A 19,410-nucleotide genomic window follows, 5' to 3' on the forward strand; every position below is an offset into this window, starting at 1 on the left:
GAAAAAGAAGGAAATCCAAAGAAAAGGGAGGAAGAAGAGATAAAAAATGCCAACTACAAAAAGAGGGAAGAAAAGCAAACAGAGAAGAAAAGACACAACATAATTAATCTCGCAACATAATTCCTGTTTATCCACAGTCCAAAATAATTCCTGGACATCGCTATGTTTGTCTTGAATTATCTTTTCCCGGCAATAACTTTGATAGTCATAATCTATAGAAGAAATCTTCACTTTATTAAATAGTTCTGTCCTCTTTTTTGCTGAAATCATGCCCATAAATCCGGGCGAGTCCATATTCCTTGCATATTTGCAGTGTAGAATCGGATTAGCTACATCATTTAACTGCTACAGCATGACAAAAACACCATGCGAAGCAAACACTTTTCAACAACCAAAATCCGTCCCGATCCGCGTGAAACTCAAAATACGACATAAACTTTTTTCTACTCTTCTGTTAACAAGTCTAGTGGTTGCAGCGGTCCTCTTTCTCTTCCTCCAATGGAATTTTGATCGAGGCTTTATCAATTACGTCAATAAACAGGAAATAAAAGAACTCGACCTTTTGGCTGAACTGCTCAGTAAAGAATATGGTTCGCATGGTAATTGGCTTTTTATGGTCGACAACTATGAACTGTGGGTTCAGCTGCACTCTATAATAACCGGAGAATCACTCCCTTTTCCTCTTTCTCAACAGAGGCGAGGAAAACAGCTCGGCAGTCCACCTAGCCACAACGGCCCCAAACCTCATCATCGGGAAATTGAACATCCGCCGCCAAAAGGTGGTTCTTTTTTAGGACCACGAATACTTCTTGTAAACGTTGAGAAAGAAAAAATTATTGGAGAACCGATTCAAGATAGTAAAAATATCACCTTTCGCCCCATCGTCTACAAAACGGAGACAGTCGGTTATCTAGGAGTTGTACCAGTAGAGGAACTTTCAGAAGCCGGCGACCTACTTTTTGTAGAACAACAAACAGTATCATTTGCTGTGGTAACCGCGGTGATGGTCATATTTTCTTTTCTGGTCTCTTTTCTTGTTACCAGTCACCTTATACGACCGATTAACGAACTCATTGAAGGCACCAGAAAACTCATTGGCGGCTGGTTTTCAACGCGCATCCCTGTAACCACAAGAGATGAGCTGGGAACCTTGTCTGAACATTTTAACAACCTCGCTAACACTCTGGAAGAAAATGAAAAAGCCAGGCAGCTATGGGTGGCGGATATTTCTCACGAACTCCGTACCCCGCTGGCGATTCTCCTGGGTGAAGTTGAAGCTATGCAGGATGGTATTCAAAAAACAGATGCGCAGAGCCTGGCTGGACTACATGGTGAGATTCTGCACATGGGAAGACTGGTAAATGACCTGTATGAGCTTTCCATGACAGATATCGGCGCATTGAATTATAAAAAAATCAATGTTGATATCTGTCAAACCCTGATGGAAACGGTAGATCTTTTTGAACAACGGTACCTGAAAAAAGATTTGCAACTGAGCGTGGTCCCACAAAACCTCCCACCTGTCACACTGCTGGCCGATCCTGACCGCATGCAGCAGCTCTTTACAAATGTACTCGAAAATAGCCTGCGTTACACATCTTCACCCGGAGAAGTCGAAATACGTGTATCAATGACAGCTGAAACGATCTCTTTCCAGATTATGGACAGTGAACCGGGTATCTCGCCGGTACAACTTCCCCGTATATTTGATAGATTATTTCGTGCAGATGCGTCCCGTAATCGCAAGTCGGGTGGCGCTGGTCTTGGAATGTCTATTTGTAAAAATATTATTGAAGCTCACCAGGGGTATATTGATGCTGCGGATTCACCCCTCGGCGGCCTGCAGATTACTATCAGATTACCTCGAGCCACGTGAATGGAACATATTATGAAACAGATGGTCCTTGTTGTTGAAGATGAGCCTAGACTTGCGGAAATTCATCGAAAATATTTAGAGCAGGCAGGGTATGAAACACACGTCCTGGATGATGGAAATGCAGTTACGCCATGGGTAAAAGAAAACATGCCGTCCCTTATCCTGCTCGATTTGATGCTGCCGGGATGCGATGGCCTGGATATCTGCAAAAAAATCCGTCAGTTTTCCAACCTCCCTATCATCATGGTTACCGCGCGTGTTGAAGAAATCGACAGGCTCCTTGGCCTCGAGTTGGGAGCTGATGATTATATCTGTAAACCCTTTAGCCCGCGGGAAGTTGTGGCCCGGGTCAAGGCTGTATTGCGTCGCAATTTTCCGCCTAAGAAAAATGAAGAAATGTTAGTCATTGACCAAGAGTGCTATGTGGCAAGTCTTTTTGGGAAAAAACTTGATTTAACGGCGGTGGAGTTCCGTTTGCTGAATATTCTTGCTGCCAGACCTGGGCAAATTTTCTCCCGTGACCAGTTGATGGAACGTATTTACCCAGATCAACGTATTGTGTATGACCGGACGATTGACAGTCACATAAAAAATCTACGGAGAAAAATAGCAGCAATTGATCCGGATTTGGAAATTATTCAGTCTGTGTATGGAGTTGGGTATAAGTATGAGCTGCACATCCCTGATTAATATCAGCAGGTGGACGCAGAATCCGGCTTTAAACATATTAAAGATATGTGTCACTTCAAAGTAATACAAACGGGGCTCCGGCATCTATTTGAAAAGTACCTGTAACTCCTCACAGGTACCCCACGGAGTCTCCCGTTTGTCGCTTACCTCTTCGGACAGTTACCACTTCAAGGCATAGAGAGGCAACCGGAGTCTTTGCTTACCTGATCTCAAACGAACTCACTAATAATTCAAGTTCCCCTGCAAAAAGATACTCGCTTGCCGCAACCGATTCTTTAAACACTCATATACTTTTAACAAAGCTGTAACCGTTCATTAAAAGGCTGGTGGCATACTTTAGGAAAAGAGTTTGGAGCGAAAAGGCATGTAGCCCCTGATCCAGACAATGTTTTTCATCAAGGAACCTTTTATGCGCTACGCCCTTTCTTTTTCGCCGTCTGTCTCCAGTCAACTCTTTCAAGCAGGAAGTCACTGGCTTGGGAGAAATACCTACTCCGGTGAAAACATTTCCCAACCCCAGGTCCAGGGCATTTCCGCAGACAGGTTATGGGAACTGACCAGTTATGCCCGTTATTACGGGCTGCAGGCCGTTATAAGATTTCCTTTCCGGCTTGCTGCAGAGGTTACCTTAAAAACATTCTTTGAAGAGCTTGAAAAATTTGCCGTACAGCAAACACCACTAGTCGTTTCCCCCCTGAAAATTGACCAAGATGTAGGTGTATTTTACCTCGAAACAGAACACTTACCCAATAGACTGCTCCATCTGACAGGTGATGCCGTCAAAATTATCAATCGATTAAGCGCTCCTCTGACCCCCAGTGAGTACGCTCGATTAAAAGCCGGAATTCTCAGCACCCAGGAAAAACAAAATCTCCAAAATTGGGGGTACCCTTACGTCTTTAACCAATATCGTTTTCGGATCTGGTTAACTTCCCACATAAATCATACAGCCGAAAAGGAGGTGATTTATTCTGCGCTCAACAGATATTTTTCTGCTACGTGTGCGGATCCTCTTATGATTGATGCGATTTCTCTTTTTGTTGAAAATGGTCCAGGAGAGCCGTTACGCTTTTTTCACCGCTTTTTATTCACTCCGCATCCTTCAGAGGAAGAAAAACGCCAACGTTATGCAAACAACACAACCAAAAACATTCATTCTGGATACCAACGTAGTGCTCCATGATTCTTCCTGCATCCACCACTTTGACGAGCACGATATTGTTATCCCTATAACTGTTATTGAAGAACTGGACAGGTTTAAAAAAGGTAGTCAATCTTTAAATTATCACGCCCGCGAGTTTGTCCGTATCCTTGACGGTTTAAGTGCCAACAAGCTTTTTAACGGAGGTGTTAAGATTGGTCCCGACAAAGGAAGGGTGAGTATCAAGCTTGAGCACCCTCTCCATAGCGACCTGCGTGACCATTTCCCTGCTGTGGGAAAAGCAGATCACCAAATTCTCAATATCAGTTATCACCTTGCTCATCAGGACAGTGATCGCCGGTTTATTCTTGTGACCAAAGATATCAACCTGCGGATGAAAGCAAAAGCCGTTGGCTTGATGGCTGAAGATTACACCAGCGACCATGTCAAAGAGTGCAAAACCATCTATACCGGTAACCGCCATGTGGAGGTAGAGGAACCACAGATCATAGAAAATTTATACCAAACGGTTCATGGTATTCCACCGGAGCGGGTGGCAGTGGAACCTCCCCTGCTCGCAAATGAATACCTCGTTTTAAGACATGGCCTGCAATCCGCTCTCGCTTTTTTCCATGCCAAGGCGGGAGCCATTACCAATGTGCAAAAAAGAAGTGTTTACGGGATTGTCCCCCGCAATGCAGAGCAGTGCTTTGCTGCCCATGCCCTCACCCATCCCACTATTCCCTTGGTTACTGTTTCTGGAAAAGCAGGAACAGGAAAGACCCTCCTTGCTTTAGCGGCTTCTTTAGAGCAGCGATCACAGTATCGGCAAATAATGCTTGCCCGCCCCATCGTCCCACTTTCAAACAAAGACATTGGCTACTTACCCGGTGACATCCAATCGAAAATAAGTCCTTACATGCAGCCATTGTATGATAATTTATCTGTTATTCGAGCACAGTTTCCGGAACAGTCGTCGGCCAATCAACGACTTGACAGAATGCTGGAAGAAAAAAAATTGGTTATTGAACCGCTTGCCTATATTCGTGGTCGAAGTCTGGTAAAAATATATATGATCATCGACGAGGCGCAAAATCTTACCCCCCACGAGGTCAAAACAATCATCACTCGAGCCGGAGAAGAGACCAAAGTTGTCTTTACAGGCGATATTCATCAGATCGATCACCCCTACCTGAACAGTCAGTCAAATGGATTAAGTTATCTGATTGAAAAAATGCAGGGACATCCCCTCTATGCGCATATCACTCTTGCTAAAGGAGAGAGGTCGGAATTATCAATGCTTGCCAGTGAATTATTGTGACATTTCTTACTCCATGGCGGCCGGATACCGTTCTTTGCATTATCTTGTTTGCTGCAGCCCTGACCACAAAGTCATGGGCTGTGGCACAAGATGTATATGCATACAGGGAACGAACCGGTGATGAACAGCAGATAGACTACACGTGGAGCCTCGAACAGCGAAATGAACTGTTTATCATTTCATCTATCCAGCCGAAAAAACAGTTTCAAACAGTTTGCACAGCTGATGGGGCAACCCTTTCCTGGACTGTGCAAAAAAGCAATGGTGAGCGAATGACAGCACGCCGGGAGGGTAACACTGTGCATCTTTTCGGCACAATGGATGGCAGTACGATTGATCAAAAGATCACCATTGATGCCCGTCCATGGTTTCAACCGCTTTCATTCAGCCTTCGATCCATGGCAACAGGCATACAAACTGAACAAAATTTTTGGATCATACGACCTGACAATTTTGAACTGGTTACACTTAAGGCTGATAAAAAAGACTGTCAACAGTCTGTAATCGAAGACAAAATGGACGATATCTGTGAAGTCGAGATTAAAAAGAGCGGATGGCTTGGCGCTTTCTGGCATGCCTCCTACTGGTTTCGGAAAAGTGACGGTCTCTTTGTAGAGTATCGTGGTGTCCACGGACTTCCGGGGACAAGTGAAACCATTATCGAGCTTATCCAGGAGAGTAGGAAAAAATAGCAGGTTAGTTTATTGCCAAATTGTTAACAAATTGTTTGGTACATGCCTCCCATGCATAGGCTTCGGCTGCCTGGCGACAGCTGTCGGGAGCAACTTTGAGTGCCTCCATGGCCGCATAATGCAGATCATTGCTGACAAATCCACTGGTACCGTTTTTGACGATAAACTTTGGCCCTGTTACCGGGAACGCTGCTACGGGAACACCGCATGCAATTGCCTCAAGCAACACCACTCCAAAAGTGTCGGTAAGACTGGGAAAAACAAATACATCTGCAGCCGCCACATGACTTGCAAGGTCTTCTCCTTTTTTAGTGCCGGTAAAAACGACCTCCTTATACTTCTTTTTATATTCTTGTAAAGCCGGCCCGTCGCCGATGACGTATTTTGATCCAGGTAAATCCAGATCAAGAAATGCAGGTAAATTTTTCTCCACCGCAACTCTTCCCACATAGACAAAAATAGGACGTTTACTTTGCAGAATATCTTTTGGCCTCGGCTTAAAAAGGGTTGTGTCAACGCCCCTTGACCAAGGGGCAAGATTTTCAAAAGATCGAAGTTGTAGTTCATCAATCAACGTTGGCGCAACCATTGTTCGCTTTGCAGCTCCATGGAATCGTTTAACAACCCAGTAGCTCGTTGCCAGAGGAACAGGGAGCCTCATTTTTATATACTCCGGGAAACGGGTATGGTAGGAGGTCGTGAATTCCAATCCAGCCTCTTTGCAGGCCCTTCGCGTTGCCCAGCCGATGGAACCTTCTGTAGCGATATGTACTGCATCCGGGTGTTCAGTTTTCAAAATTTTGCGGACCTTCTTTTTGGTAACAAGTGAAAGCCTGATTTCCGGGTAGGTCGGGCAAGGAATAGTGGTAAATTGAGCTGGGGTAATGGTTACGACTTCATGTCCCCAATTCTTCAGGGTCTGGATGGTTTTGCTCAGTGTGGTAACCACCCCGTTAATTTGAGGATGCCAGGCATCTGTCGCGATACATATCTTCATAATCTTCTTTAGCTGCCATGTGTTCATAGTTGGTGTTTTGGGCCCATTCTATAACGCCGAGTCTACCTTCCTTATTCTCGGCCAACGCCGTACAGCTTTCCACCCAGTCTCCGGAATTTGTATAAAGGATGTTACCTATCTCTCGAATTCCGGCTTTATGGATGTGCCCGCAGATCAAACCGTCCACATCGTTTTCTACGACCTCCTGAGTAACTACATCTTCAAACTGCCCCATGTAGTTAACTACAATTTTCACCTGATGTTTCATCCAGGCGGAAATGGAACGGTAATCTTTTCCCATCATCCTCCTGCCGACATTCAGCCACCGGTTGACGACGAGCAACATTGCATAGGACGAACTGCCAATGCTTGCAAGCCAAGGACTTTTTTGAATGACAGGATCGAATTTATCACCGTGCATAACCAGATATTTACCACCATTAACAGTAGTGTGGATAACATTGTTTTCGATTTGGATGTTGTTAATGGTGTTGCCGCTGAACTGGCGAAGAACATGGTCATGGTTACCTGGAATGTAATAAACTTTGGTTCCATTGGCGGCCTTATCAAAAACTGCCTGCACAATCCGGGTATTAATTGCCGGCCAGTGCCAGTTTTTTTGAGCTTGGAGCAGATCAAGAATATCTCCAACCAGGTAGAGGTATTCGGATTCGGTTTTTTGAAGAAAATCCAGCAGCTTTTTGCTCTGCAGGTTCTTTGTCCCTAAATGTACATCCGATATCCAGATGGATCGGAAGTGTAATTGCGACATGTGATCCTCCTTGTGTGGGATACAACCATGCATAGTGTGATTAACAGTATCGTCACAGTCAGTTCCCTTTGACCAAAACTCGCAAAAAGCTGGGCCTCACGAGACCGAAACGATGTATATCTTCAACACTTGTCATGGTACCAAGAGGATATTTTCATATGATAATGGATCTGTTTTTTTTGTATTGAATTTATATTTGTATTCTCCTTATTTCCTTTATTTTTGAGCAAAGCGAACTACAAAAAAATCCATCATGCGAAGGAGTAACTTTTGCAAATGATGCAAAGAGACTGTCAAACGGCTCTGACAACAGCTTTTACGCTACGAATCATTGCACCGATTGATACCACTCTATATACTGTTGGACCGTTCGATGATGATCGTGCTCGCAAGCACGGTGCCGACTTTCCGCCCCCCATTTTTGCCAATCTGATCGCTGATCCCAAAAAAGCTGGAAACACCTGGCAAGGGCTTTGCTATCATGGGCCGGAAAAAGATAGCCATTTTCATTATCCTCCACCAACTCCGGCAAGGCACGGGCGTTTGCCGCAATAACGGGGAGACCGCTGGCCATGGCCTCCAGGGTCGAGATGGACTGTAGCTCAGCGTGCCCTGCCATGACAAAGCAATCCGCACTGTGCAGTAGACGGGGTAAATCTTGTTCAGGAATAAACCCGGGTAAGATGACCCGCTTTTGCAGTCCCAGCTGATTCCTTTTTTTTGTAAGCGCACTGCTGTAACTTCCCTTACCGGCAAGATACAAAATACATTGCTCATTATCAAAGTCAGCAAACGCTTCCAGCACAGTATCAAGGCCTTTTTCGTGATCTATTCTACCGACATAGAGAAAAACGGTTGCGTCGCTGTCCATTGTAAAATATTGCCGACCATGGTTTCTCTGTAATTCAGTGGGAGGCTGGAATCTGGAGGTATCTATACCGCAGGATATTGCTTCAACGGGTGGCTTAATCTGCTGCGTGCAGAGGATATTCACTCCGGTTTGAGTAGGAGTGGTTACCTTTTTCAACTTATTATAATGTTTGAGCATGTGCGCCCAGAGCAAGCTTGTTGCTGCCTGTTTGGTAAATCGCGGCAAACAGAGATTATCGATAATATTATCAGGTAAAAAATGGTTGGTACCTACCATTGGTATGGAAGACTTTTTCGCAGAGGTATAAACGTTGCCGGAAATGAAATAATGATCCTGCAAATGAATAATATCCGGCCGGAACGATTGAAGAATATCGACAACAATACGGCTTGAACGAAAAGTAATGTTGGTATTGAATGGCATGCGGATCGTCGGCACGTGCTGAACCCGGACTTGGCCCACCATCTTTTGTTCGGCTTTCCCACTTGCTGAAGGTGCAATTACCATCACCTTGTGTTGTGCATCTGCCAGACCTTTGGCAAGGCGGCATGTGAAGACGGCCTGGCCATTATCTTCTCGAAAATAGGTTTGCCCTGCTAAGAGTATACGCATGAGAACTATTGGGGAGTACGGTGGGATGCCGCCGTAATATTTTTATAGAGCATAAACGCTGCAATGATAATTATAGCGCTCGTTCCGAACAGTATTGCATTTTCAAACAGTGCGGTAACTATCCGGCGAAAATTGTTGCCTGCAAACATGCCTACAAGCAGCAAGGCGCCTGTCCAAACAATCTCTGTGCATACTGCGGCAATAAACCAGTGTTTCCTGTTTACGTGGAGCATGCCGGCTGCAATAAGCAGGGGAATTGAACCAATACCGAAACCGAGCTTGGTCAGGATAAAGACCCTCAGGCCTCGGCGTCGAATTTCCAAAGTGGCACGTTTGACTAATCCTTTCTGATAGCGAAGCCAAGGGAGGCAGACTAAAACTTTCTCATGCTTGCTCAAGCTGCCGAGTAAATACCAGCAAAGATCGGCTGTAAGATTGCCAAGCCCGGCCGCTGCAAATACATAGACGACCTTCAAGTCTGGAGATTGTGCAGCCAATGCCGCTGCAGCCAGAGTAGCAATAGGCCCTTCAATCAACACGGCACAAAATAGAAATAAATACGCCATGATTTTTCACGCTATTTGACAAATGTCTGATGCAATATGCAACGCAGCATGGGGTTTAGCGAGAGCGGTCCCATTATCAGCCAGTTCCTGTAATGTTGCCTCGCTATTATCGAGCCACTGTTTCAATGTTGAGACAAGCTGCTTTGTTTGCGGGGCATAGGTACCGGCACCGTGCTGCTTGACAAATGTGACATTGCCGGTTTCCTGACCGGGGATGTAATCAGAAATCAGGACAGGTAATCCGGCAATAAAGCCCTCGCACAGAGTGCTTGGCCCGGCCTTGGTGATAAGGATGTCTGACGCTCCCATCAAAGTAGGCATGTTTTCTACAAAACCAAAGACCTTGGTCGGTATATTCCAGGCTACCTTTTTGAGTTGATTTTCCAGTTTTTTATTTCGTCCGGCAACTATCAGTAACTGGCCGTGATCAATGTTTTTTGCAATAAGACGTGCTGTTTTATACAGTTGCGGTTGGCCTTCTCCTCCGGCCGTCATAAGAATAGTTGGTTTGCCTGGATCAAGACCAAGCTGTTTCTTGTTGTTTGCCTTGTCCTGCTGCAGATTGGAAAATTTCAGCCCTACGGGATGACCATGCAGGGTGAGCTTATTGTATGGCATGCCGTACTCTACGGCCCTTAGCCATGCTTCCTTGGTTGAAACAAAACAACGATCAACATCAGGACAAATCCAGGAGGGGTGAAAGGAGACCATGTCTGTTACCACCGTGACAAAAGGAACGTCCAACCCTGCTTTTTTCAGCCAGTGAACACCAAGGTGGTTCATCAACGGGTGCACTGAAATGACAATATCCGGCTGAATAGAAGTGATATATTTGACCATGTTTTGGGTCGTAAATGGTAAGAAACTGCCAAAAAGCATGGATTGCAGGCGATGATATGATGAGAGTTTCCACATGGTCAGCCACAGTGATTTTCCCGGCCCGGTCATCCAGCCATAGGTGTCAGGGATACAACAAATAGGCCATGGCATGTGGTTTTTCCACAGATCGTCTATCACCAGCTCATATTTACTGGGATGTAAATATTCAATCGCTTCACCAATTGCCTCGGCTGATGCCCGGTGCCCGCCCCCGGTATCAGAGAGAAGGAAAAGGATTTTTTTGGATGCTTTACTCATCGTCGCAACTCTTCAGAGGTTGTGTACAATAGAATGGTGAGACAGGGGTCGTCACCAGCCCTCTATTTAAGCTACGAAATTACACGGGGGATGTTAAAACTATATGAATCATTTGTTATTATTTGGTTTGTCTACCGACAGGCGAAGAAACAACAGAACGAGTTACGAAAGAGAGAGGGGCGCAATCTTGAGCTGAAGTTTCCAAGATACCCTAAAGTAGCAAAAAAGCGGACCACACAACTACTGTCGGCACGAGAGCTCCTTTCAGCAACCCCAATGGGGAAACGCCGTTTTTGAAGTGGCGTTTTAAAAGAGACTGCCCAGCCGGGTTGGGAGCATTGGCAATGACCGTAAGGCCACCTCCTGCAACGGCACCCGCTACCACGGCGTATTTTAAGCTATCTGTGAAGTTAGGGACAAGGGTACTGAGAAAGGTGATCGCTGCATTGTCGTTAAATGCAGTGAGAATGGTTGCACCAAGCATCAGGGGAACCTCAGGCAAACTGCCCAGCACCGGTTCAATCCACCACCCCTGCACTCCACCGTGGATGACCAGCCCACCAAGAAAAAAACCGACCAGCAGTGGTGGTTTGAGGTCTATCCGGTTTTGATAAGGAGCGGTTACTTGAGCAAATCCAAGGAAAAAGAGCAACCCAGGGATAAAGAGTTCGGGGTAATGGGCATTGAAAATAGTCCATGCCATGAAGAAAATGTGTGCCAGAGTCACCCACCCTGGTACTTTATCCTCCCTATTATCCCATTCAGGATCGATGTAGGGAGCCCGTTGCGACTCGGCGAGGATACCAGGAAAATTTTCCCGTAATTTGGACAACTTGACCTCTTCAAGGCGTTTCTCAAATGCCTTATGAGCGAGGTCTTGGTCAACACCGGTTTCCGCTACTTTGTCGAGATAAAGGGGCTCCAGCTCTTTCCTTACGCGGGAGACAACTTCAGCAACTTGTTGCTCAAGTTTTTCATCAAACTGCATCTCATGTCTAACCTTGGGACCGATTGTGTCGATATATGTCTCCATTTCGTTTCGACACAGGTATTTTTTACGAATTTCATCCTTAAGACGACGCATCTCAAACGTTTCAGCCAATTCACCAAGGGTGCGACGGTAGACAACATAATAAACACCGTTGGCAACAAGAATGCCCAATATCGCCTTCCAACCAAACTGCGTGAGCATATGGACGGTACCCCAATCCCATGGATTGGCAACCATCAGCACCGGGGGGGCTGCAAAGTGCGTCAGTGTTCCGCCCACGGAAATGTTGACAAAGAGCAGTCCCAAAGTCGCATATTTAAACCCTTCAGGAGGCTCCAGTTCATAAAACTTACTGCTCAGGAGCAGGGCTGAAATGGTCATAGCTGCGGGCTCGGTGATAAGGGAACCCAGCAACGGCCCTATTGTCAAAATAGTAAACCACCACCCAACAAGCGACCCGCCCATGAGCCCGGCAATCCTTTCCATTACCAATTCCGAGATTTTCAGGATTGGCCGTGTGGCGGCTAAGGCCATGATAACGACGACAAACAGGGGTTCAGTAAAGTTCACCCTATCGGTTAAGTAATACTTGAGGGTTGACCAATCAAAAAACAACACGATGGTCACGCCTAATGCAACAGCCCATATACCGAATACAGCTTCAACCTCGCCTAAAAAATGGTAGACTTCGGCTTTATGTGAAACCGAATTTTTTGGTACCTCCCCCCGAACTTTCAACTTTTCATGGTTTTGTTGCAGGCGATGGGAAATAGACAAGAATTTTGAAGTTAAAAAGGTATGGACAATGGCCAGCACAAAAATGAGGGTGGCGAAAATATTAAAGGGTTTTACTTTTATACGATGCACTAATTGAGCGGCAATACTGCCCATATCAGCATCGTTATAGTTTTGCAAAAGCATGGGAAATTCAACCGAACCAGCCCCTTCCGGAGCTGCCGATAAAGCCGGATCAATGATCACCAAAACAAGGGCTATACAAAAAAAGCTCACCAGAATGGCCCGTATGAATTTCATGGACAATACCTCACGTTTGTATTGTAAGAATAAATGGTAACTAAGAGTATAACACCGCATACAACTGACTCTATGAGACAGATTATACATACACTCAGCCCGAATTTTTCATGAACTTTTTGATTTTAAACTCAATTAATTGATATTATTGTTTAATGAGTAATTGCACAATTAACAGTCTATTTTTCGTTTTCAATCAAAAAGTTCCCCCTTCGGGTCAATAGATTTTTCCGCAGGATCTGCGTTACAAACCACTTGCGGTAGTTTACTATCGGAGTCTACGCTTACCTGCTGCGTGGCTTGTGCCTTGCCCTGCAAAAAACTTTATTGATGAGAAATCCAGGCTAGGGTGTCTTGAATAATAAGATTTTTCAAGACACCCTTAAATCAACGACCTCATACCTGCCTATTTTGTTTTCGTCTGGGAGAAGTTATTCTTTTTCAGTCACGCTGATGCCAATTGCTTCAGTGAGTGTTATCTGTACAGTATCCCCGACCTCGACTTTAGCCAACCGTTCTGGGCTGCGAGCTTTAAAGGTTTTAGTCCTCCCCTCTGCACCTTTAAGGGTTACCAGTTGTTGTTGTAAATCAATTGCATCAACGACAGTGACCAGTGTAATTTCTTCGATGGCAACACCAGCAGGTTTCTGCCCAGGTTCTGCAGAAGCTTCCGTCCCTATAGCCGTGAGACCTGGGACAGCAGAGCCTTTGGGAAAAACTTGAATTGATACAGCTTCTATATATTCAACTGTTACAATATCGCCTTTTTCCACCTGCGGTAGATTTTTAACAGCCTCATCCACCTCTAATTCAATGTAATTTCCCTCTGGCCCTTTTAGCGTAACCATTCGGCTCTGGTGATCAATTTTTTCCACAGTCGCTTCAACTACTGTAACGACAGCATCTACGATTCCCGGTTTTGTAGAATCTGTATTTTCCTGCCCTGATGCGAAAAGGGTAGAAGAGGTAAAAACCAAAACCAGTAAACAACTCAACAATAGCTTAGACTTCATGTGTTTTCTCCTTTTGATTGTAGTGGCCCAGCCAAATGGAAACCGACAAGGCGGGCAATAAACACTGCGACAAACATTTGCCCCACGACCGCTTCCATAACAGCCAGGGTTCTGGCCATATCGCCAACCGGTGTTATCTCGCCGTAGCCCAAAGTGGCAAGAGTCACAAAACTAAAATAGCTAAGTTCAGCCTTCATGTTTGCAAGAGAGAGACCTGCAGCACTGACTGAAAAAGAACCAGGAGCAAACAACTCTGTGAGTGCGTAGAGTTCACTCCACAGAAAACCAAGAAAGAAATAAATACAGACACCACCATAGATTGTGTCTGGCCGTGGTTTTCGCTGGTGCAGGATATATGTAAAAATGGCGTAGGAATTAAAAAGCATGAACAGTGCCGTTCCAACCGAAATCACATAAAGAAGAAACTCTTGCGGCCAATATATATAGCACCAACGGGCTGTAATGGTTGGGAAAAAAAGCAAAAGGCCAACCCAGAGTATCTTACGGTTATGAAAAAGGCTCCAAATACCGGCAAAAAAAACCACTGAATTACCAACATCAACAATGAGTGTGTCATGGCGGAATTCAGCAAACGGCGCCACCAGCATAAGTCCGACCAAACAGAGGAGCAGTGTCAGAAAACTCCCAGTCTGTTCTGTTGAGTTCATTTTAATCCTTATCATCGTTTTTCTCCTGCGGGCATTCCCTGCAACTCACACACATGATCAGCAAGCCCTGCCCCTGCTTCGCCAAAAATGTTAAACACATGATCCACGCCTGCATCTTTGAGCTGTTCGACCTCATCTTCATAGTGTGCGGCTGCGGCTACTACAATCTCATGGTGTACACTTTGTAGTCTTTTAGCAGCTTTCAGGTTGGCCACATGGGACATGGTCAGCAACACAAGCTGCATCTGCTCAGGCCTTGAAATCCCCCGCTGCCAAAAATCATAATCTCCGGCATCACCAAAGACTACCCGACGTCCAGCTGTGCGGTGCTTGGCGGCCCGTTGTTCATCAAAATCCAGGCCGACAACCCGCTTCCCATATTGCTCTTCCAGATGTTGGTAGGCCCCTAACCCTACCCTCCCCATACCTAAAACGGCGATGGTCGCGCTACCAATATCGATGACCTCTTCTCCAGCCATTCTTTTCGCGGTTTCAAATTTCTTTAAAAAACCATTCCAACGCTCGTACATTGCTGGAGCCATGGTGCCAACCGGGGATGCGACAATCATGGAGATGGAAACAGCCACTGCTATAATCACCAGCCACTCACTCCCCAACCACCCCTGGCTTACCCCTAACGCACCAACGATCAACCCGAACTCGCTGTAATTGGCTAGATTTAACGATGTAATCAGAGATGTTCTTGCCCGAAGGCGATACCTGGTCAGTAACAGGTAAAACAAAATAACCTTCAGAGGAACAAACAGGACAAGCAGACCGGCGACCTTCAGCATCTGTATGTTGGGCAGATCCGCCATCCCGATCGTAAGAAAAAAACCAACCAAAAATAGATCTTTAAAGCCAAACATAGCCTTGGCAAGTTCATCGGTTTTTGGATGACCGGCAAATATCATCCCCAAAATGAGCGCACCCAGGTCCGGTTTCAAACCCACATATTCAAAAACAGATGCTCCGGCAATGGGTAAAATACAGGCAAGCAGGACCAGGAGTTCTCCATGGCCGCTTTTATCAAGGATGATGCCCAAAGGCTTTTTAAGAAAGAAAAGCGCAACCAGCCCCAGAGCGAGTGGTGAAGGGACTTTGCCGCTGGAGAAGGTAATGAAAATGACGGCAAAAAAATCCTGCATGATCAAAATACCGATTGCCAACCGCCCGTGATTGGATGCCATTTCCGCTTTTTCTTCGAGCATTTTTACCGCAAAAACAGTGCTTGAAAAACTGAGCGCAAAGGCAAAAAGGAGCGAGGTACTCAGGGTGAGCTGACTAAAATAGGAATACCCGGCAAGGCTCAAAGCGTAAACAACTGCCCCAAACACCACCACCGTAATGCCCATATGCAGAGAAGCAGTTCCCCACACTTGCGGCTGGAGCAATTTCTTGATCTGCACCTTTAAGCCGATACTGAACAGAAGAAGAATAATACCGATATCCGAAAGCTGATAGAGCAACTCACTAACGGTATATCCCAAGGCATTAAGAACAAACCCACCGGCTAAAAAACCAACAAGCGGCGGCAAACCAATTTGTTTGACAAAAAAACCAAGAACAAAGGCAGTAACAATAAATGCGGTATCCATATTCCCTCTTACATGGTATCCTGATACTGCCAGGCCGCAAGTTACACAAAGGGCGGCAGCTCTCTTTTAACTATCCATTCTGATGGTTACACTTTCATGACCCTGATGTTTCTTCAGATTAAAAAATATAGATAAACCAGGCAAGCAGAACGGCAACAATAGCTGTCAGTACAAAAAGTGGAGTTCCAACCCGTACAAAATCTTTGATACTGTACCCTCCTGGTTCGCAAACAACCATATTAACCGGTGACCCAAGCGGCGACACAAAGGCAGAGGAACAGGCTATGGCCACAGTCATAGCGCAGGCCTGAGGTGAAACGCCAAGCTGCAGGCCCATTTCTACCGCAATAGGCGCTATCAATACTGCAGTCGGAGTATTAGATAGAAACAACCCTGTGCAGGCGGTAACAACAAAAAGAAGCGAAAGTAATAGCAAGGGGCCGACATTGCCGAAAATAAGGAGCAACAGGTCGGTAGCCGCACCAGACACCCCCGTTTTTTGCAGCGCAAGAGCAAGAGGCAGTATTCCGGCAATAAGAACAACTGTCTGCCAATCAATTATCTTATATAAGGATTCAAGACGGATACACCGAGTCAAAACAAGAGCCACCCCGGTCAGCATGACTGCGGTCACGGTCGGCACTACATTCAGCACCAGCAGAGAGATCATCACCCCCAGGATAGCGAGCACCAGCGGCGCCTTTTTCCTTGCTGGAATAACCTCATGGTAATCAACCGGAAGGGTCAATAGCAGGTAGTCGTCGCGCTTTTCTCGCAAACGGAGGATATCAGTCCAAGCACCGCACACCAGCAACACATCACCATATTGCAGGGGCAGGTTAGCAATATCGGTTGTGATAGCCTCCATCTTTCTCCGTATGCCAAGGACCTGGCACTTGAATCTGGATTGGAATCCTATTTCTCTGAGTGTTTTCGCGATTAAACTGGAATCCGGAGTCAGCATCACCTCGGCAGCACCTATCACCTGGAAAAACTCTTTGCGCCTGAAAGGGTCGAAAGGGCGAAGCATCCTTTTTACCCCTAACTCTTTGAGCAACTTATCAAGATGTTCTTCCTCTCCCAGGACCACCAAAATATCATTGTGATAAAAGACAGTCTCGGGCCTTGCTGTAACAAATTCCGGCCTACCATTTACAGTCTTTTCAATGGCAACCAGGTTGACACAATACTTTTCCCGTAGCTGAATCCTGGCTACGGCCCTATCGATAAGGGGCGAACCGGCTTGCACCTCCAGCAAGTAGACTTGCTGCCCCAAGTGATAGTGTTGATCAAGATCATTAATGGAGCGCCCCTGTTTTCCAACAGGCATGGTCGCCTTTTTGGAAAGCATGCTTCGCCCGAATATTCCCATGAAGCATATGGCAAGAATCAGCACCAATACGCCAAAAGGGGTAAAACTAAAAAAGGGCAAAACTTCAAGGCCGTGTTCCTTGAGCACATTATTGACGACAATGTTCGGGGACGTGGCGACAAGGGTCATCATGCCGCTGATTAAGGAAGCGGCAGCTAGCGGCATCAGCAAACGTTTTCGATTGAGGCCGGCTTTCTCAGCCACTGCAATGGTCACAGGAATAAAAATAGCCACCGTGGCAGTGGAACTCATGAAAGATCCAACCAAACCGGCAAAGGCCATGAGCAAAATCATCAGCCGCAGTTCGCTCTTGCCGCCGTATTGAATGACCCACTCACCAAGACGCTGGGCAATACCGGTGTGCACAACCGCCTCGCTAACGATGAACATTGAGGCAACAATAAGAACAACAGGATTAGAAAATCCAGAAAGGGCCTCAGGAATGGTCAATACGCCGCTTATCATCAACCCGACCACAACAAGCAGCCCCACCAGGTCCGCCCGAAAGAGCTGTGTTACCAACAGAAACACTGTACCTGTCAAAAGTGTCAAAGAAAGAAACATTTCCTGTCCAATCATGGTTGCCCTTTTGTTATAATCTTCTTTTCCCTTGCCTTGTTCCTGAAACCTCTTTGAATAGATAAAAAATGTAATAGAATCTCCACTCTACTAATTTTTCAGTAATTTTCCATAGCGTTTATTTAAGAGACCCGTTACCGGGATACATTTCTCTTCCTCAAAGCTTCATGAACTGCTTGCCCACTCTCTTGCCAATCAACGAGAGGCAGCAGAACCTGTTACCTGTCCTTGGTTGCAAAAGTCGCCATCACTGACTAAATGATGACGAGTTCAAAAAAAGTCTACCCAAAATAACCGGTTCATCTAACCATAATAGTATTATGCCACATACCCTTGCCTTTTCATTAGCTCAAAACCTGGTGCGCATTAACACGGTTAATCCACCTGGTAACGAAACCGATGCAGTGCGAGTCCTCGCCCCCTTGCTTAAGGAGGCAGGCTTTTCCATCAAGGAGTACCAATACGGTCCTAACCGAAGTTCATTGGTAGCCCACCGAGGAAGATTAAACCAGCCTGCGGTAATTTTATCAGGTCATCTTGATACCGTCCCTTTTGGTGCACAACCCTGGAAAAGACCTCCCCAGTCAGGAGAAGTTCACGATAACAAACTCTATGGCAGAGGCTCTGCAGATATGAAAGGCGGCGTTGCTGTTCTTGTTGCAGCTGCCATCCACTTTGCCGCAAAGGTTACCGATATCCCCATCACACTTATCCTCTCTGCCAATGAGGAAATTGGGTGCGGTGGTGTTTCCAGGCTCATTCAGGAACAGGTTCTGCCCCAGGCTCGCTGTGTCTTAGTAGCGGAACCCACAGGCAACGTGCCGTGTCTTGGTCACAAAGGTGTTCTCTGGGTAAAAGCAACCTTTCATGGCACCACTGCCCACGCAGCATTTCCCCATCTTGGGGACAATGCTCTGCTTAAAGCAGCCCAGGCAGTGGTTACACTGAACAATGGTATTGTGAGTGGATACTCTCACCCGGCAATGGGAGAGCCGACACTTGTTACCAGCAAGCTTGCAAGCGGCGACAATTATAACTCAGTCCCGGATCGTGCAGAACTCGGCATAGATAGTCGTTCCACTATCGCGTTGCCTAACGATGCTATCCTCTCAAAAATTAAGACATTGCTCGCCCATCTTGATGCGGAGCTTGAGACTATCTTTAATCTTCCTCCGTTATGGACAGATCCTGAACTCGATATTGTCAAATCGGTGATTGACTGCTGCGACCTTATCCGCGGCTGTCGACATGAATCCCATATTGCCCCCTTCTATACAGATGGAGGTTTGCTTGGCCCCGGTCTTGGCGGGGTGCCGGTTATTATTTTAGGCCCCGGAGAATCGGGCATGGCTCACCAGGTGAATGAGCATGTAGCTATTGCAGATTTACGGGAAGGGCTTGATATATATCTTGAGATTTTATCTCGATTGTGTTGTTAAAATAGGTCCTTTAATTTTGGCTCAAAAGTCTCTTCTAAAG

At 46.0% G+C, this 19,410-nt stretch carries 16 protein-coding genes; 6 read left to right on the forward strand and 10 right to left on the reverse strand.

The genetic code is table 11. From position 1 onward, the window contains the following. Nucleotides 1–352: 352 nt before the first annotated feature. The 5 genes from JWH17_RS06425 to JWH17_RS06445 all read left to right on the forward strand — a co-directional run bounded on the left by JWH17_RS06425 (nt 353) and on the right by JWH17_RS06445 (nt 5,720). Entirely contained in the window at nt 353–1,876 is a 1,524-nt protein-coding gene (locus JWH17_RS06425) for an ATP-binding protein (protein ID WP_205221767.1), read from the forward strand. Between the two features lie 12 nt (nt 1,877–1,888). After that, nucleotides 1,889–2,566 (forward strand): response regulator, encoded by a 678-nt coding sequence (locus tag JWH17_RS06430; RefSeq protein WP_232370944.1) that lies wholly within the window; start codon nt 1,889–1,891, stop codon nt 2,564–2,566. 409 nt (nt 2,567–2,975) lie between these two features. After that, nucleotides 2,976–3,749, forward strand: coding sequence for a DUF1045 domain-containing protein (locus JWH17_RS06435; protein ID WP_205221769.1), 774 nt, complete (start codon nt 2,976–2,978; stop codon nt 3,747–3,749). Next, the gene (locus tag JWH17_RS06440) at nt 3,694–5,028 is read left to right on the forward strand and encodes a PhoH family protein (RefSeq protein WP_205221770.1); all 1,335 of its coding nucleotides are present in this window, start codon (nt 3,694–3,696) and stop codon (nt 5,026–5,028) included. The genes JWH17_RS06435 and JWH17_RS06440 overlap by 56 nt, the downstream gene beginning before the upstream one ends. Continuing rightward, entirely contained in the window at nt 5,025–5,720 is a 696-nt protein-coding gene (locus JWH17_RS06445; protein WP_205221771.1) for a hypothetical protein, read from the forward strand. Before JWH17_RS06440 ends, JWH17_RS06445 begins: the two co-directional genes overlap by 4 nt. 4 nt (nt 5,721–5,724) lie before the next feature. On the opposite strand, the gene JWH17_RS06450 is transcribed toward JWH17_RS06445, so the two are convergent. The 10 genes from JWH17_RS06450 to JWH17_RS06495 form a co-directional block, all read right to left on the reverse strand. Further along, nucleotides 5,725–6,717 carry a glycosyltransferase family 4 protein gene (locus JWH17_RS06450; RefSeq protein ID WP_232370945.1) on the reverse strand — a complete coding sequence of 331 codons (993 nt, stop codon included), beginning with the start codon at nt 6,715–6,717 and terminating at the stop codon, nt 5,725–5,727. Then, on the reverse strand, nt 6,674–7,489 hold the full coding sequence (locus JWH17_RS06455) for a UDP-2,3-diacylglucosamine diphosphatase (protein WP_205221772.1): 816 nt from the start codon (nt 7,487–7,489) through the stop codon (nt 6,674–6,676). The genes JWH17_RS06450 and JWH17_RS06455 overlap by 44 nt, the downstream gene beginning before the upstream one ends. 328 nt (nt 7,490–7,817) lie before the next feature. Then, nucleotides 7,818–8,972 (reverse strand): glycosyltransferase, encoded by a 1,155-nt coding sequence (locus tag JWH17_RS06460; RefSeq protein ID WP_205221773.1) that lies wholly within the window; start codon nt 8,970–8,972, stop codon nt 7,818–7,820. A gap of 5 nt (nt 8,973–8,977) precedes the next feature. Further along, on the reverse strand, nt 8,978–9,538 hold the full coding sequence (locus JWH17_RS06465; protein WP_205221774.1) for a DedA family protein: 561 nt from the start codon (nt 9,536–9,538) through the stop codon (nt 8,978–8,980). A 6-nt stretch (nt 9,539–9,544) separates the two neighbouring features. After that, entirely contained in the window at nt 9,545–10,675 is a 1,131-nt protein-coding gene (locus JWH17_RS06470; protein ID WP_205221775.1) for an MGDG synthase family glycosyltransferase, read from the reverse strand. Nucleotides 10,676–10,886: 211 nt separating this feature from the next. Then, a complete protein-coding gene (locus JWH17_RS06475; RefSeq protein ID WP_232370946.1) occupies nt 10,887–12,701 on the reverse strand; it encodes a putative Na+/H+ antiporter in 1,815 nt (604 codons plus the stop codon). A gap of 431 nt (nt 12,702–13,132) precedes the next feature. Beyond that, nucleotides 13,133–13,714, reverse strand: a complete 582-nt coding sequence (locus JWH17_RS06480; protein ID WP_205221776.1) for a hypothetical protein — start codon at nt 13,712–13,714, stop codon at nt 13,133–13,135. Beyond that, complete coding sequence (locus JWH17_RS06485) at nt 13,711–14,397, reverse strand: potassium channel family protein (RefSeq protein ID WP_205221777.1); 687 nt, start codon at nt 14,395–14,397, stop codon at nt 13,711–13,713. Before JWH17_RS06485 ends, JWH17_RS06480 begins: the two co-directional genes overlap by 4 nt. After that, a complete protein-coding gene (locus JWH17_RS06490) occupies nt 14,394–15,980 on the reverse strand; it encodes a cation:proton antiporter domain-containing protein (RefSeq protein WP_205221778.1) in 1,587 nt (528 codons plus the stop codon). Before JWH17_RS06490 ends, JWH17_RS06485 begins: the two co-directional genes overlap by 4 nt. Nucleotides 15,981–16,098: 118 nt before the next feature. After that, the gene (locus tag JWH17_RS06495; RefSeq protein ID WP_205221779.1) at nt 16,099–17,931 is read right to left on the reverse strand and encodes an SLC13 family permease; all 1,833 of its coding nucleotides are present in this window, start codon (nt 17,929–17,931) and stop codon (nt 16,099–16,101) included. 320 nt (nt 17,932–18,251) lie between these two features. Between JWH17_RS06495 and JWH17_RS06500 the strand changes: the two genes are divergently transcribed. After that, the gene (locus JWH17_RS06500; RefSeq protein ID WP_205221780.1) at nt 18,252–19,370 is read left to right on the forward strand and encodes a M20 family metallopeptidase; all 1,119 of its coding nucleotides are present in this window, start codon (nt 18,252–18,254) and stop codon (nt 19,368–19,370) included. Nucleotides 19,371–19,410 lie beyond the last annotated feature (40 nt).

Origin of the sequence: Desulfogranum marinum (assembly GCF_016918565.1) — a bacterium.
GTDB lineage: Bacteria > Desulfobacterota > Desulfobulbia > Desulfobulbales > Desulfobulbaceae > Desulfogranum > Desulfogranum marinum.

What these genes read in the sequence shown, in the direction of transcription:
- JWH17_RS06470 (WP_205221775.1), bottom strand. Translation starts at nt 10,675, where the DNA reads ATGAGTAAAGCATCCAAAAAAATCCTTTTCCTTCTCTCTGATACCGGG.
- JWH17_RS06475 (WP_232370946.1), bottom strand. Translation starts at nt 12,701, where the DNA reads ATGAAATTCATACGGGCCATTCTGGTGAGCTTTTTTTGTATAGCCCTT.
- JWH17_RS06450 (WP_232370945.1), bottom strand. Translation starts at nt 6,717, where the DNA reads ATGAAGATATGTATCGCGACAGATGCCTGGCATCCTCAAATTAACGGG.
- JWH17_RS06440 (WP_205221770.1), top strand. Translation starts at nt 3,694, where the DNA reads ATGCAAACAACACAACCAAAAACATTCATTCTGGATACCAACGTAGTG.
- JWH17_RS06425 (WP_205221767.1), top strand. Translation starts at nt 353, where the DNA reads ATGACAAAAACACCATGCGAAGCAAACACTTTTCAACAACCAAAATCC.
- JWH17_RS06430 (WP_232370944.1), top strand. Translation starts at nt 1,889, where the DNA reads ATGAAACAGATGGTCCTTGTTGTTGAAGATGAGCCTAGACTTGCGGAA.
- JWH17_RS06495 (WP_205221779.1), bottom strand. Translation starts at nt 17,931, where the DNA reads ATGATTGGACAGGAAATGTTTCTTTCTTTGACACTTTTGACAGGTACA.
- JWH17_RS06500 (WP_205221780.1), top strand. Translation starts at nt 18,252, where the DNA reads ATGCCACATACCCTTGCCTTTTCATTAGCTCAAAACCTGGTGCGCATT.
- JWH17_RS06490 (WP_205221778.1), bottom strand. Translation starts at nt 15,980, where the DNA reads ATGGATACCGCATTTATTGTTACTGCCTTTGTTCTTGGTTTTTTTGTC.
- JWH17_RS06480 (WP_205221776.1), bottom strand. Translation starts at nt 13,714, where the DNA reads ATGAAGTCTAAGCTATTGTTGAGTTGTTTACTGGTTTTGGTTTTTACC.
- JWH17_RS06485 (WP_205221777.1), bottom strand. Translation starts at nt 14,397, where the DNA reads ATGATAAGGATTAAAATGAACTCAACAGAACAGACTGGGAGTTTTCTG.
- JWH17_RS06460 (WP_205221773.1), bottom strand. Translation starts at nt 8,972, where the DNA reads ATGCGTATACTCTTAGCAGGGCAAACCTATTTTCGAGAAGATAATGGC.
- JWH17_RS06465 (WP_205221774.1), bottom strand. Translation starts at nt 9,538, where the DNA reads ATGGCGTATTTATTTCTATTTTGTGCCGTGTTGATTGAAGGGCCTATT.
- JWH17_RS06435 (WP_205221769.1), top strand. Translation starts at nt 2,976, where the DNA reads ATGCGCTACGCCCTTTCTTTTTCGCCGTCTGTCTCCAGTCAACTCTTT.
- JWH17_RS06455 (WP_205221772.1), bottom strand. Translation starts at nt 7,489, where the DNA reads ATGTCGCAATTACACTTCCGATCCATCTGGATATCGGATGTACATTTA.